Source organism: Sphingobacterium sp. E70, from assembly GCF_019285695.1.
GTDB lineage: Bacteria > Bacteroidota > Bacteroidia > Sphingobacteriales > Sphingobacteriaceae > Sphingobacterium > Sphingobacterium detergens.
The window spans coordinates 3,560,353-3,575,062 of the sequence record NZ_CP079104.1 but is presented as its reverse complement, the minus strand read 5'-3'; the positions used below and the strand labels follow the sequence as shown (position 1 = coordinate 3,575,062).

At 38.6% G+C, this 14,710-nt stretch carries 11 protein-coding genes and 4 pseudogenes; 4 read left to right on the top strand and 11 right to left on the bottom strand.

What is annotated here, in order from left to right:
- Positions 1-33: 33 nt before the first annotated feature.
- The 8 genes and pseudogenes from KUH03_RS25185 to KUH03_RS25150 form a co-directional block, all read right to left on the bottom strand.
- Positions 34-312: a hypothetical protein gene (locus KUH03_RS25185; RefSeq protein ID WP_257087327.1), complete on the bottom strand. Its 279-nt coding sequence runs from the start codon at positions 310-312 to the stop codon at positions 34-36.
- A 412-nt stretch (positions 313-724) separates the two neighbouring features.
- Positions 725-1,659: pseudogene (locus tag KUH03_RS25180) on the bottom strand (aspartate carbamoyltransferase catalytic subunit).
- A 73-nt stretch (positions 1,660-1,732) separates the two neighbouring features.
- Positions 1,733-2,320: a bifunctional pyr operon transcriptional regulator/uracil phosphoribosyltransferase PyrR gene (gene pyrR / locus KUH03_RS25175; RefSeq protein WP_257087326.1), complete on the bottom strand. Its 588-nt coding sequence runs from the start codon at positions 2,318-2,320 to the stop codon at positions 1,733-1,735.
- Between the two features lie 281 nt (positions 2,321-2,601).
- A complete protein-coding gene (locus tag KUH03_RS25170; RefSeq protein WP_257087325.1) occupies positions 2,602-3,324 on the bottom strand; it encodes an APC family permease in 723 nt (240 codons plus the stop codon).
- Positions 3,282-3,992 carry an APC family permease gene (locus KUH03_RS25165; RefSeq protein ID WP_257087324.1) on the bottom strand — a complete coding sequence of 237 codons (711 nt, stop codon included), beginning with the start codon at positions 3,990-3,992 and terminating at the stop codon, positions 3,282-3,284. The genes KUH03_RS25170 and KUH03_RS25165 overlap by 43 nt, the downstream gene beginning before the upstream one ends.
- Positions 3,993-4,127: 135 nt before the next feature.
- Complete coding sequence (locus KUH03_RS25160; protein ID WP_257087323.1) at positions 4,128-5,480, bottom strand: hypothetical protein; 1,353 nt, start codon at positions 5,478-5,480, stop codon at positions 4,128-4,130.
- Entirely contained in the window at positions 5,441-6,277 is an 837-nt protein-coding gene (locus tag KUH03_RS25155) for a hypothetical protein (RefSeq protein ID WP_257087322.1), read from the bottom strand. The genes KUH03_RS25160 and KUH03_RS25155 overlap by 40 nt, the downstream gene beginning before the upstream one ends.
- A gap of 103 nt (positions 6,278-6,380) precedes the next feature.
- Positions 6,381-7,069 (bottom strand): annotated as a pseudogene (locus KUH03_RS25150) (DUF2723 domain-containing protein).
- 865 nt (positions 7,070-7,934) lie between these two features.
- Here KUH03_RS25150 and KUH03_RS25145 point away from each other — a divergent pair.
- The 3 genes and pseudogenes from KUH03_RS25145 (at position 7,935) to pth (ending at position 10,520) form a co-directional block, all read left to right on the top strand.
- A pseudogene (locus KUH03_RS25145) lies at positions 7,935-8,890 on the top strand (ribose-phosphate pyrophosphokinase).
- A gap of 393 nt (positions 8,891-9,283) precedes the next feature.
- Positions 9,284-9,879 (top strand): annotated as a pseudogene (locus KUH03_RS25140) (50S ribosomal protein L25).
- Positions 9,880-9,956: 77 nt separating this feature from the next.
- On the top strand, positions 9,957-10,520 hold the full coding sequence (pth, locus tag KUH03_RS25135; protein ID WP_104383967.1) for an aminoacyl-tRNA hydrolase: 564 nt from the start codon (positions 9,957-9,959) through the stop codon (positions 10,518-10,520).
- Positions 10,521-10,671: 151 nt separating this feature from the next.
- On the opposite strand, the gene KUH03_RS25130 is transcribed toward pth, so the two are convergent.
- The 3 genes from KUH03_RS25130 to KUH03_RS25120 form a co-directional block, all read right to left on the bottom strand.
- Positions 10,672-12,459, bottom strand: coding sequence for a TonB-dependent receptor plug domain-containing protein (locus KUH03_RS25130; protein ID WP_257087321.1), 1,788 nt, complete (start codon positions 12,457-12,459; stop codon positions 10,672-10,674).
- 29 nt (positions 12,460-12,488) lie between these two features.
- Positions 12,489-12,650, bottom strand: coding sequence for a hypothetical protein (locus KUH03_RS25125; protein WP_257087320.1), 162 nt, complete (start codon positions 12,648-12,650; stop codon positions 12,489-12,491).
- Positions 12,651-12,722: 72 nt separating this feature from the next.
- Positions 12,723-13,019, bottom strand: a complete 297-nt coding sequence (locus tag KUH03_RS25120; protein ID WP_257087319.1) for a BlaI/MecI/CopY family transcriptional regulator — start codon at positions 13,017-13,019, stop codon at positions 12,723-12,725.
- Positions 13,020-13,698: 679 nt separating this feature from the next.
- Between KUH03_RS25120 and KUH03_RS25115 the strand changes: the two genes are divergently transcribed.
- The gene (locus KUH03_RS25115; protein ID WP_257087318.1) at positions 13,699-14,706 is read left to right on the top strand and encodes a hypothetical protein; all 1,008 of its coding nucleotides are present in this window, start codon (positions 13,699-13,701) and stop codon (positions 14,704-14,706) included.
- The last annotated feature ends 4 nt before the right edge of the window (positions 14,707-14,710 follow it).

Below are 14,710 nucleotides of genomic sequence, written 5' to 3'. Positions count from 1 at the left end.
AATTGGCGCTAACAGGGAAATCTTGAATATATTTTAGAAACGATTTTCAGCATTTGACTCGCCCAATTCCAGGGCGCAAACAGCTTGATAATACCGTACATTTTCCTTTAATAAAGATAGCTCTTCTGTCTCATCCAATTGTAGATTGGATTTCGTCCGTAAGGCCTCTACACGATCAAATTGCGCTGACGCAGAACCAAATTTCCCACGTTCATACAATTCCATTCCTGTTTTGTAAGCCTTGTTGATTTGTTGCCATTCTGTCTGTTGCGCTAATGCTGGCGTCGCCATAACGGTTAGTGCAACTCCCACCTGGTAAATCTTCTTATACATAATATGTGAAACCTAAATATGTTATTTATCTGCAAATGTAAATGAATCTCCTTTCAAACCCTGATAAATTTGCCCTGAAATATAAATTTATCGCCTACTCCGCCGCCATTTAAAGCTTTAAGATCAGTCAAAATTTATTGAAAATCAGTTCAAATCTCTGCAATCCTGGGAGATAGTTTTATTCATTTTACTAAATTATACTTTAATTGAGCTATTTTACACAAAAGTTATTAACATCTGTGAATAATCCAGTATTATAACGGAAATTTTGCACAAAAATATGCCCGACCAAAAATAAAGTCAGGCATAATATTGTCGATTGAAGAATCATTCGATTTGGTTATTCCGCATCGATGACTCTGCCTTATCGGCTCCGCTATTGAAACACCAATTAACCGCGTTGTCCAGCCAATAGGTACAATACTGCCATGCGGACAGCAACTCCATTTTCAACCTGATCTAAGATAATGGAATGCTCACTATCGGCTACATCCGAAGTGATTTCAACCCCACGGTTGATTGGTCCGGGGTGCATAATTGTAATGGGTTTTTCTAAGGAATCCAAAATTTCCTTATTTAAGCCATATAGCATGGAATATTCTCTTAGCGAGGGAAAATAGGCAATATCTTGTCGTTCCAATTGGATACGCAACATATTTGCAACATCGCACCAATTCAATGCTTTTCTCAAATCGTGCTCAACCTTTACACCTAAAGAAGTGATATGCTTTGGAATAAGGGTGGTCGGTCCACAGACCATGACTTCTGCCCCTGTTTTTGAAGACACAGAATATTAGATAGCGCAACCCTTGAATGCGTAATATCACCGATAATAGCAACTTTACGCCCAGCAACATCACCAAAACGCTCGCGTATGGAAAAAGAGTCCAACAAAGCTTGCGTAGGGTGCTCATGTGCCCCATCGCCTGCATTCACAATTTGAGCATCGACATGTTTACTTAAAAACACACCAGCCCCAGCATAAGGATGTCGCATCACGATCATATCAACCTTCATAGCGAGAATATTATTGACTGTATCGATCAATGTCTCGCCTTTACTCACAGATGAAGATGAAGCTGCAAAATTAACGATATCTGCAGATAGTCTTTTTCAGCAAGTTCGAAAGAAAGCCGCGTACGTGTTGAATTTTCAAAAACACATTGGCAATGGTGATATCGCGTAAAGAAGGGACCTTTTGATGGGTCTATTTAATACTTCTTTGAAATTACTCGCGGTATCCAGAATCAATTGGATATCTTTCTCATTTAGATCTTTGATTCCCAATAAATGGCGAGTACTTAATTGTTCTACTGCAGATGACATTTTATAGTATATTCAAGTATTTACTAATCATTTTTTAATCGGACGGTTCGTTCCCAAAGGCCAATTAGAACCTTCAGCCATTTTTACTGAACTTGCTCCTAATCATTACCCGAAGTTTTTTCTCCGTGACCAAGATAATGCTATCCTGATCGTCAGATTCCTTCCAATTCACAATCACTTTCTGTGAATCTATAGAATCAACTTGTATTCCAATATAATCGGGTTGAATCGGAATCTGTCTAGAGAATCGACGATCGACCAAAACAAGCAGTTCAATTCTTCTTGCCCTTCCAAATGCCTGTACAGCATCCATCGCCGCCCGAATGGTACGTCCTGTCCATAAGACATCATCAATAAAAATGACATCTTTACCTTCTACAATAAAATTGATATTTGTGCTATTTGCTAACAACGGACCAGCATTACCTTTTGTACGGAAATCATCGCGATAGAATGTAATATCCAGATCACCGACCAAGATCGGTTTTTCGATCATGCGTTCAAGTTCTTTGACAATACGTTTAGCTAAGAAAGTTCCTCTTGGTTGAATACCTATGACGACAGCATTTGAAAAATCACCGTGATTCTCAATCAATTGACGACATAGTCTTTGAATGGTGATTTGAAATTTTGGTCCGTCTAATAAAATCGACTGTTTCATTATGGGAATGTTTGAGCAAAGCTACACTTTTTTGACAAAAACACGGTTTATACGCCAATTAATTTCAATATTTCAATTCTCCACAGGAGAATTAATAAGCACTAAAGCAACGTGCCATTAGCGCGATTGAGTTACTCCACAGACATCCCTTCCAGAACAATCCAGCTTTTTTTTTCCGCCCTTGACCTATTCGTCCGTTTTCTTTTGATTACCCTACACAAAAAAAAAGAATGTCCCCTCAGTCGCCACTAGCATATAGCCCCTATTAACAGCAGCCCCTTTTAATCATTCTTTTTATTGCCTCGTGCAAAATAATACACAGGCAATCCAATCAATACCAATATAAAACCTGGCCAGGTATACTGTGGTTTATAGATAATGAGTAGTACACAAAATACAGTACCAATCAGGAGATAGATAATCGGTGTTAAGGGGAATAAAAATGTCTTATACGAACGTTCGATTTCAGGCTTTCGAACACGTTGAATAATAACTCCCAATACCGTAATCATATAGAATATCACAATAACGAAAGAGATCATATCCAACAGATTACCATATTGACCGCTTAAACAAAGTAAGGAAGCCCATATCCCCTGCAACCATAGCGATCTAGCCGGCACATCAAATTTGTTATTAGGAATAGCCTGTTTCAGGAATAAGCCATCTTTGGCCATCGTCTGAAAAACTCGCGCTCCTGACAGCGCAAGACCATTGACGCAGCCAAACGTTGATATCATCACCAAAATGGCCATTGCAATCGTACCAGTATGCCCCAGCATCTTTTCAGCCGCTGCAATAGCCACGCGATCATTTGTCGCAAAAGCGATCTCTTCGCGGCTCAATGCAGAAAGATAAATGTAATTACAACAGATATACAAAATCATAACAAGACTGGTTCCGATGACAAGCGCACGAACCACATTGCGCTGCGGATTCACAATCTCGCCAGACACAAAAGTCACGTTCTCCCAGGCAACACTGCTAAATACAGAACCGACCATAGCTGCGGCCAACGCCCCATTAAAGCACCACCGGAAATCCCCATCCAGCCCTCACCTTTCAAATTTTGAAAAGCATCCCAGCTATAAGCCATATTTTCCGAAAAATGATTCTCCTTAATGAGAAACAAGCCTCCTATGATCAATAAAACCAATGCAATAATCTTTGCTGATGTAAAGAAAGATTGTACCGACTTACCACTTTTTATTCCGCGGGTATTGATATACGTCAACAAGAGAATCACGCCCATAGCCAACACCTGTATCCAGGTAATCTTAAACTCTCCACGTTGAAATATTGGTGCGGCATCATTCAATTGGGGGATTAAGTAAGCCGTAAACTTCCCAAAGGCAACGGCAACCGCTGCGATTGTGCCAGTCTGTATAACAGTAAATAAACTCCAACCATATAAAAAACCTATCGGTTTCCCGAAAACTTCCGTGAGATATGTATACTGTCCACCTGCTTTGGGATACATGGAAGAAAGCTCACCATAGCAAATCGCGGCCGCCACCGTAGCAACCGCCGTCAACAACCATACGATTGCCAACCAGTATCCTGAGCCCAGTTGCCGCATCATATCACTCGACACAATAAAGATCCCACTTCCGATCATCGAGCCCATGACCAGCATAATCGCATCCCACAATTTCAGTTGACGTTTCATCATAATATCAGGTTGGTTTTATGCCGTTAAGCTAAGAAAAAATAATCAAAAAAGAGCTGTCCTTTTTATATGCTTTTCAAATTAAATTTTGAGCAACATACAAAAAGGACAGCTCTTTATAAAACAGGGCTTGAACGATTATTCTACACCATATTGTTGTTTATAAGACTTCTCCAGCTCCGTCACTTGTTGTAGCAACTGCTTCTCCGAAGTCGATGCCAGAATGCTCTTATATGCACCCAAAGCACGTAGTGCTGTTCCGATATTTGAATATTCCAGTTCCGCTTTCGTTTGTGCAATATCCTGATACCAACGCATATTTTGTGTCATAAATTTCAGATTGCGATTGACAATCTCATTTGCACGTTTATTCTCACCAGTTTCATACAATACGTTAATGATTGGAATATAGCCCAAAATATCACGCATCAAGTACACACGTTTTGGCATTTTCTCATACGTCTCAACAGCTATTTTACGCGCTTCATCTTTATGACCTTCCATCATTAACTGTGTTGCCGTTCCTCCCATCACGGTATTGGTGATCATGGTGATCATTCGATAGGATTCAGGGTCTAAATAAGAGGCATTCGCCATGTTACCCCATTGATATTTCGTAGTAATATCTTTGAATGCAGATTGTGTATCCACCAAGGTTCCCTCTGCTCCTGCAGGAGTTGCAATAGGCATCAAACGCAAGGCAAAACCTTCTTGTACTAAATATTTATCCAATCCAAGATAGTTGTCATTTGGAACAGTCGCAGCAAAATAAATCGGACGTTTCCAGTTATTATTGAGCAGCACATTCAGCATAGACAACTCCGCTCTAGTAATGTAATTTTTATTATACGTCCAACTCATCGTATCCACAATAGATTCCTGCCATGCTTTTGGAACAACACTATTTTTTAACACCGCTTCTCTATCCACCGGAAGGCTAAAATTTTTAGTCGGCAAGAAGTTCTCAAATTTACCACCACGCAATTCCAATTTATTCTTTTGATCATCAGACAACAAGATCTGCATGACCAAATCAAGATCCACATGACCCGGCACTTTCATATCTTGATAATAGAGTATCTCACGAACACCTTTTTTGAACTTTTCGTTATCAATATTGATCGGTAAGCCATCTGCCTGATTTACCTTTTGTTTCATCTGACGCATATACCAATCAGAACTCAACAAACTTAAATTGACGACCCGAACATCCGGACGATAATTTTCAACTTCTTGCACATACCACAATGGGTAGGTGTCGTTATCACCATAGGTAAATAAAATTGCATTTGGTGCACAGGAAGCCAAGTAGTTTTTCGCCAAATCACGTGCGGTTGTTTTCTCTGAACGATCGTGATCATCCCAGTTTTGGAAGGCCAATAATAGAGGAGCACCCAACAAACAAGCAGCTGTCGCTATCCCTGCAGCTATCTTCCCATCAACCTTTTTGCCTAGGTAATCCGCAATGGCAAATACCCCAGACCAATCCATATCGCAAAGGCATAGAATGAACCTGCATACGCATAATCACGTTCACGTGGCTGAAGCGGGCTTTGATTCAAGTACAATACAATCGCTAGACCAGTGAAGAAGAATAATAAGCCCACAATACCAGCATCTCGTTGTCTTTTACCAAAATGCCAGAATGCACCAATCAAACCAATAATCAAAGGCAAAAAATAATATTTATTGTTTGAAGGATCTGTTTTCAATGAGTCTGGAATAGCATTTTGTCCGCCCACATGCATCTGGTCTACAGGTTTAGCCCCTGAGATCCAGTTCCCCTCAGTGAAGGAACCCTGTCCTTGTTGGTCATTTTGACGTCCGGCAAAATTCCAAAGAAAATAACGACCGTACATGTGTCCGATCTGATAGCTAAAGAAGAACTTTAAGTTATCCCCAAATGTTGGCGATTGTCCTTCAGGAATCTTTAGGTAATCGCGATAATAATCTATATGATTTTGGTCTCTTGAGCTATAAACACGAGGAAATAACATGGTCTTATCGTATTTATAATTCATACCATTCTCTACTTTCGTGTATTTATCACTGTCTTTTCGATAAGTATAAGTTGCCTCAGCATCCACCACTTGAGCATCAAAGGTTGGCCCACTTAATAGTGGTTCACTAGTATATTGCTCCCGCCCCAAATAACTGACAAATGAAAACGCGTTATCTGGATCACTATTATTTAAGGTAGGGTTTGCTTTGGCACGTACCATGATCATTGCAAAGGAACTATAACCGAAGATAATAAATGCTGTACTGATTAAGATCAGGTTCAACATCGGTTTTACTTTTTTGACCGAGTACCAAATACCATAAACAAAAAGAGCAATTACCAATATAAAAACAGATTAAATCCGGTTCCAAAACCCATGCCTAGACTATTCACAAAGAACAAGTCAAAATATGCGGCAGCTTTGACTGTATATTGATGATACCCCATAAAATTAAGGCCAGCACAACCACACCGATCAAGAATGCTTTCGTTGCTCCCGAAGAAGTTACTGTTTTAGAGCGTTTAAAATAAATTACCAAGGCTATAGCAGGGATCACAAGTAAGTTCAATAAGTGAACCCCAATTGATAGTCCCATCACATAGGCTATAAAGATCAACCAACGGTCAGAACCAGCTTCATCTGCATGGTTTTCCCATTTTAATATCCCCAAAAGACAACAGCCGTACAAAGCGAAGACATCGCATACACCTCAGATTCAACCGCGGAAAACCAAAATGTATCCGTAAATGCATAAGCCAATGCGCCGACAGCACCTGAACCAAATATTTTGATCAAGTCAGCTGAAGTATAGGACTCGCCAACTCCTTTTGCAACGACCTTCTTTGCTAGCGCTGTGATCGTCCAGAACAAAAATAAGATTGTCAGACCACTACATACAGCAGATCCCACATTCATCCAAAAAGCGATCCGTGTTACATCACCTCCAGCAAGATTTGAGAAGATGTTTTGAATCATTAAGAATAAAGGTGCCCCTGGCTGGTGCACAATTTGAAGTTTAAAGGCTGAGGCGATAAACTCACCGCAGTCCCACCAACTCGTCGATCGTTCGGCAGTCATGACATATGCTACTGTTGCAATGAGCGCACATATCCATCCTAAAAGATTGTTGATTTTAGTATAGTTCATAAAATGATAACTGTAAAAGTATTATAATACGGCTCGAAAATAAGGATAAGTTAATAAGAAATGAACTTTATTCTGATTTTTTAACACATATTGATTGAAAAAATTTCATTATGCGATGCAATATTGGCTGTAAAGAAAGCAGCACAAAGGCATTCATGCGCTTGACTAGACTAATACCGGTACAAAAAAGCCGCAAGCATGAAGTAAATTTTAGGGCAAAACAAAAATTATTTATTTGAAAATCAAGCCCAATGCACTTTACAGTACATTTTTATTTGCAGAAACAAGAATAGTCCGTATATTTGCATCATCAAATGTGAACGACATCATCACGATAACGAACACTTTGAATTGTTTGTCCGATAGTATAAGGGTAGTACAACAGTTTTTGGTTCTGTTTGTCTTGGTTCGAATCCAGGTCGGACAACAAACAATAGAAAAGGCTTGCAATCGCAGGCCTTTTCTGCGTTATATGCAAGGCTTATTTTTTATAAAAGGTTTAGATTTTTTTAATTTGAATTTTGATTTTTAAAACAAATCTCTATCTTTGCGTCGTCAAAAGAAAAAAGACGGAAACGTTCACTTCTGAAAGACATTGTCCGATAGTATAAGGGTAGTACGACAGTTTTTGGTTCTGTTTGTCTTGGTTCGAATCCAGGTCGGACAACTTTTAAAGTTAAGAGTATATGGATTGTGCAAACAATCCATTTTTTTAATGTTTAACTTTAAAAAATATTAGGGAATAAAAATATTGAATAAACGACAATACAATAACCCAACATAAATATACAAAACCATGCCTTTGCAATTCAACACGGTTAAATTATTTGCAGGTTCTGGCACTACAGAACTAGCCGAGAAAATCGCACAATCTTACGGAAACCTCTAGGAGACAAAACATTATCGCGTTTTAGCGACGGTGAGATTCAACCATTCTACAATGAATCTGTTCGTGGAGCCGATGTATTTATCATCCAATCTACCAACCAACCTACCGACAATCTTTTTGAATTATTGTTGATGACTGATGCTGCAAAGAGAGCCTCAGCGCACTACATCACTGCAGTGGTCCCTTATTTCGGTTTCGCAAGACAAGATCGAAAAGACAAACCAAGAGTTGCTATTGGCGCCAAAATGATTGCCAATCTTTTGACTGCAGCCGGAATTCACCGTATCATGACGATGGATTTACACGCTGCACAGATCCAAGGATTTTTCGATATCCCTGTTGATCACCTAGATGGCTCCATTATTTTTGTTCCTTACATCAAATCCTTAAAACTTCCAAACTTGACAATTGCTTCACCTGACATGGGTGGATCGTACAGAGCGCGTACTTTTGCTAAATTCTTCAATGCAGAAGTTATCATCTGTGACAAACGTCGTAAACGTGCAAATGAAATCGAGTCGATGTCTATCATTGGGGATGTAACGGGTCAAGATGTTGTATTGATCGACGATATCTGCGATACTGCAGGTACACTTTCTAAAGCCGCTGCTTTGATCATGGAGAATGGTGCAAGATCTGTAAGAGCAGTTTGTACACACGCGGTGTTATCGGGTAAGGCCTATGAAACAATTGAAAATTCGGTATTGTCAGAAATGATTGTGACAGACACCATTCAATTGGATCCGGAAAAAGCAAAACAATCAACAAAAATCAAAGTGTTGTCTACGGCTGATTTGTTCGCAAAAGCAATCACTAGCGTCAACCAACATACATCTATCTCAGATTTATTTGACGTTGAATAGTCTTTTTAGTATAGCGTATTAAGATATTAGTATTTAGACTCTGGTATGGTAAGCCTACGGCTGAAATACTGGAGTCTTTTTAGTATTAAGTATTGAGATATGAGTATTTAGATCCTGGTATGGTAAGCCGGAGGCTAGAAAGTTTGTTTTTATTCTTGTCCCACACAATAGCCTCTTAAAACAAGCATCTAAGGACAACCAAGATTACAATTCAACAGCCCCTCCTCAAATTAATATAATAACCGTTCACCACGTTATCCCCAAGATTTGTTTCAAGTCGGCAACTTACAAAATAGCATAAGGGATCTTAGTCCCTCAATATCAGCAGCTATTTTTTTGATAATACCAAAATTAAACTATCTTTGCACCTCAAAATTTATAAAAAATTAAAAGATGAAATCAATTGTTATTAGCGGTTCTGTAAGACAGAACGTAGGGAAAAGAGATGCGAAAGAGTTACGCTACCAAGGTTTAGTACCAGCAGTACTTTACGGAGGTAAGGAACAAACTGCTCTTGCTGTATCCGCAGCTGATTTGAAACCAGTTCTTTACACTGCTGATGTTGTAATCGTAGAATTAAACATTGACGGTCAAACAAAAAGAGCTATCGTTCAAGACGCACAATTCCACCCATTAACTGACCTAGTTACTCACGTTGACTTTTTAGAATTATTTGATGATAAAGAAGTATCATTAAATATTCCTATCAAATTAACTGGAACATCTCCAGGTGTTAAAATGGGGGTAAATTAGTTCAAAAATTGCGTAATTTACGTGTAAAAGCATTACCTGCTAACTTACCACAAGAAATTGAAGTACCAATGGAATCATTAGAAGTTGGTAAATCATACCGTGTGGCTCAAGTTCAATTAGAAAATGCAAAAGTATTGAACAACTCTGACGATACAATCGTTTCAGTTATCATGTCTCGTGCATTGCGTCAAGTTGAACAAGAAGCAGCTAAAGCAGCTAAAGGTGGTAAAAAATAATCTGAACAAGATTTTTATACTACAGAAAGCACCGAAATTCGGTGCTTTTTTGTTTATTAAATTTTTATTTTTGCAACATGAATTATCTTATCGTTGGATTGGGCAATATCGGCAGCGAATACGCCGACACACGACATAACATTGGCTTTATGGTTGCAGACGAATTGGTCAAACAGGCCGGTGCAAGCTTTTCTTTATTGAAATTAGCCTACTACAGTGAATTTAAACAGAGAGGGCACAATGTAACCGTCATCAAACCGACCACCTATATGAACCTCAGTGGCAAAGCGGTTAATTATTATATGCAACAATGTAAAGTGCCTATTCAAAATGTATTGGTGATTGTTGATGACCTCGCGATTCCATTTGGTTCTCTACGTATGAAACCCAAAGGCAGCAGTGCTGGCCACAATGGGCTTAAATCCATCGAACAGCTTTGCGGAGGACAGGTTTACCCGCGTCTACGCTTTGGTATCGGAGATAATTACCCCAAAGGTAGACAGGTCGACTATGTCCTTGGCCCATTTGACAAAGATGAGCAAGCTGAACTGCCTGCGCTAATAGATCATTCTGTCAAAATGATCCAAAGTTTTGTCAATATCGGCATCGAGCTGACCATGACAAACCTGAATACAAAATAAAAGGGACATCAGTCCTTTTATTTTATTCCACCAAAATATTATGGTTACTACCCTTTGGCAGCTTCAGCACGTTTTCTTTCGGCATCAAGCTCAGTCTTGATTGTTTTCTTTATCTTGACGTCCAAACTTTCGCCCTTATCATCTGTTTCTTTTAATTGAGCGGCATTCTTCTTCGTAGTGATAATAATAACTCCATTCCCCCTGCAGCACCGTATAAAGCTGTAGCATTTTGATCTTTAAGAATCGAAATCGATTGAATATCCGAGGCATTCAAATCATCTATGTCTATTAGCTGCACCTGACCGTCCACAATAAATAATGGCTTTTCCTTTCCTGATAACCCACGGAGTCGAACAGCATCTTTACCTACGATAAGTTCGGAAGTCACTGAATGCGTCACTCCTCTACCAGTAAACGTAGTTGCTTTGCCTTGACTCCCATCTGTTTTGGATTTCCCCTCAAATGTTACCGTCTTAACATCCTGCTTGTCTTCATTCGCTTTATAAAAGGCAGCAAGTGGCAGAGTCTCTCCTACTTTATTTTCAGACTTGAGTTCCTTAGCAACTTTACTGACCTTATCCGGATTTTCCCTAGCCCATTTTTTTGTGGTCACTTCAATAACACCATTTTTCCCTTCACGTCCATATTTTACCATAGCTGAAGCATCCTTTAAAACATTAATACTTTCAATATTATTGGGATCAACACCCTTCATATCCTCAGAACTCATCTTAACCCCATCAATCACATACAAAACATCAACAGGATACTTTATCGTATGGGATTTTGTTGTACCAACGGAGTCCTGCTTAACTTGAAAACCCACCACCTTGCCCTGAAGGTTATTTTCAGATTTTTTTGTGGCATTTCCGGCTTTAGTCGTAAGCAACACAACACCTTTTTCTCCTTTTTCTCCATAGATTGCTGTAGCTGACTTGTCTTTCAATACAGTTATTGATTCTATTCGTTCCTGAGCAACTGCATCCAGTTCCTTTTTGCTAACAACTACCCCATCCAACACAAATAATGGATTTCCAATTACGGCAGAAGTACCTCTCAGTCTCAGAGAACCAATCTGATCGCTTAATAAATCAGTTGTATTCTTTGATCGGCTTGTATCGATCTTCACCGTATCCGTCCCCATAACCTCTTTCAATAACTTTCCTGCTTCGCCAGCCATCTTCACTGACAACGTGGAATCCCGCTGTTGATCGTCCAATTTAAGAAGCGTAGTTTCATTAGCCTTTTCAACAACCCCTTCTATGCTGCCCTCCGCTTTGCTTACAGTAAATGCTGCCCCCATTAGTAAGAATATAGGCAAAAGGAAGGCATATTTACTCAGTTCTATCTTGGATGATCTTTTCTTATTCATCATCATAATGCGACGTTTTAATAGTTTAAAATTAAATTGATTGCTCAACCCTATTGAAGTGCCCTTTTTGGACACATTCAACAGGCTATATTGGTACGTCTGTTTGTCAATTCCTTTATTGAGCACCTGTTGATCAGTCAGAAACTCCAAATTTTGGCGAATGGCCCTGCGCATGAACCAGACGAAAGGATTGTACCAACAACACACCAATATCATTTCAAACAATAAAATATCCAAGCTGTGAAGGCCTTTCACATGGATATCCTCATGCTTAAAAATATCTTTCAGTTCAGCATCCATATGCTGCCCTTTATTGACATAGATTTTATTTAAAAACGAAAATGGAACAATAGGAATAAACACATTCCGAAAAAAATATGTTTTCCATTGATCCGCAGTGGAATGAAAATGAATCCTCAATAAACTCAATAATTGAAATAGGAACTTCAGCAATAACAACACTGCCCCCAAAATAAACACCATCTCCACCAATCCCGCCAATGTAAGCTTTTCTTGAACCTCTTGTTCCTCTATATAAAATGAAATCTGCTCACCGACCAAGCCCATGTCTAACCCACGCTGTACAAACAATGATTTTAAATCCAAAAAGGGTAAATAAAAGCAAATAATCCGCCTATTAAAAAATAGCCTCTATTTAATGAATAGAATGTCAAACCCTTCAATAGCCCTACATAACCTAAGTAGATTATGCTCAACAACAGATTGACTTGTATGATATAGGTCAGTAGATTTTCCATTGTATTAAGATTTGTTGTTTTTGATCATATCCATGATCTCCTTAAGTTCGCCCTCAGTCAGCTTTTCCTCTTTCACGAAAAAAAAGAAACCATCTCTTTGTAAGAATTCTTGAAATAATCACCCACAAAAGAATTCATAAACTTAGCTTTATAATCCTGCTCACTGACCATAGGCTCATAACGTTTTGCATTAGCATAACGCACCGCTTTCACAAAGTCCTTACGCTCCAAATTCTTTACTGTCGAGGCCAGTGTCGTATAAGGCATTTTCTCGCCCTTGACATTATCTAAGATCTCTTTAATAAAACCTCCATTTAGGCTCCAGATAGATTGCATTGCCTGCTCTTCTTGTGCTGTTAACTTTTCCATGTCTTAATCTTTCTTTACTATTCTTTCACCAATCTACGAATAATTCGTAAATATCAAAAATATATTTTTATTTATCATGTAACCTATCTAAGCGGGTCATAGCCCAAATATTCTTTGTAACATTACAATCGCTATCATTTCTCGACGTATTTAAAATCAGTCCCATCGAATATAAGTTGACTGGCCGAAAATTTGCTATTCCTTATTTATTATTTATAACTTTCACCTGTAAATCATATTCTTCCAATACACAAATTCCATCTTGGTAGAAATGATATTTTAAACAGCGGTAATTCAAAACAAATACAACAAGATAAATGGCCAAAAGCATCAAAGCGATCAAATGTCCTCATTGTGGCAGCATAAAAGTCAGCACAATACGCCCCGACTATTACAAATGTGACAGTTGTGGAACGGAGTTTTTCTTAGATAGCGATGATATCAATATCAATCACAATTACAACTATCCGCGCAACAACCCGGATCAGTATAAACCAATACGTATCGTATTATTTGCTGTTGTGGGCTTTATTGCCCTCATGTTTTTAATCGGAGCCTTAAGTGCCATTTTTTCTAAAAAACCTGAACCGAATTATTCGACCTATAGTTCGTCCAACACTGCCGACAAAAAGAAGAAGCCATTACCCTGGAATGGAATTATGCCTCAAACGAATTATTTTTGGATAAAAACAATATTCCCCATATTGTCGTGGTGGGCAATGTCCGGAATTCAAAAGCAAGATTTGACGAAGGCAAAGACAATAAAGTCTATATCGGATTATTTGACCCTAAAACTGGTAAAAAGGAATGGATAAAACAATTGATGGATACTCCCGTCGAATTATCGAGTAGCGACGTTAAATTACAGGTCTTTGAAGACCAAAACCTATACATCATCGTCAAATCCAAGTATATCTATCAATTGGACAGAAATAGCCTAACCTACAAAAGTGTTCTTGAAAATTATGTCAAAGATGCACCATCACTCAGCACGGGCATTGCCAAAGTTGAATTTAAATACGAAGATTATGGATCTTCCTATCAAATTATAAACAATGAAGGGCAAAATCTTGCCTATTACCCTTTAATCAATAAATCTATACCGGATAAGCAACTTTACGATGAAAGAAGGAAAAAACTTCCCAATCCAACGACAAAAACGGAATTCACTTTTTCAAGTAAATCCAGTTATTACCCCGAGGAAAAAATTCAGTTAATCCAATACAGTTACCAATATCAATATGGATTTCCCAAAGATAGTCCGCGCTTTTCCTGGGATAAAGATTATGGCGGATCAGGCATTTTTACCGACCGCGATCCTTACAAAAAGGTACTGATCAATCCTTGGCAATTTAAAGGAGCCCGTCTGATTAGCTTTAAAGATTTCACACCGGGAAGACTCTATTTTGAACCTGTCGTGCTTGCTCAGAATGACAAAACACTTTTGATTGCATACAAACCAACACCAGCGGAAGATGATCCTCTACAAATCCAACTATTGGATATTTCTACTGGTGCTATACAGAAAACAATCAGCACAGAACTTAAATCCATTTATGGAAATGGCTCCCTGCTCAAAGATGGTTTTATTGTCAAAGGTTCAAGCGACTATTACTATTTTGATAATAGCGGAAAACAAATCAATAAATTCGAAGGGTATAATCCCAAATTCGACTCATTAAATTAAACAT

Coding starts and splice junctions, on each gene's coding strand:
- pyrR (WP_257087326.1), bottom strand. CDS start 2,320: ATGAAACAGTCGATTTTATTAGACGGACCAAAATTTCAAATCACCATT.
- KUH03_RS25170 (WP_257087325.1), bottom strand. CDS start 3,324: ATGGTCGGTTCTGTATTTAGCAGTGTTGCCTGGGAGAACGTGACTTTT.
- KUH03_RS25165 (WP_257087324.1), bottom strand. CDS start 3,992: ATGATGAAACGTCAACTGAAATTGTGGGATGCGATTATGCTGGTCATG.
- KUH03_RS25160 (WP_257087323.1), bottom strand. CDS start 5,480: ATGGATTGGTCTGGGGTATTTGCCATTGCGGATTACCTAGGCAAAAAG.
- KUH03_RS25155 (WP_257087322.1), bottom strand. CDS start 6,277: ATGTTGAACCTGATCTTAATCAGTACAGCATTTATTATCTTCGGTTAT.
- pth (WP_104383967.1), top strand. CDS start 9,957: ATGAATTATCTTATCGTTGGATTGGGCAATATCGGCAGCGAATACGCC.
- KUH03_RS25130 (WP_257087321.1), bottom strand. CDS start 12,459: ATGGGCTTGGTCGGTGAGCAGATTTCATTTTATATAGAGGAACAAGAG.
- KUH03_RS25125 (WP_257087320.1), bottom strand. CDS start 12,650: ATGGAAAATCTACTGACCTATATCATACAAGTCAATCTGTTGTTGAGC.
- KUH03_RS25120 (WP_257087319.1), bottom strand. CDS start 13,019: ATGGAAAAGTTAACAGCACAAGAAGAGCAGGCAATGCAATCTATCTGG.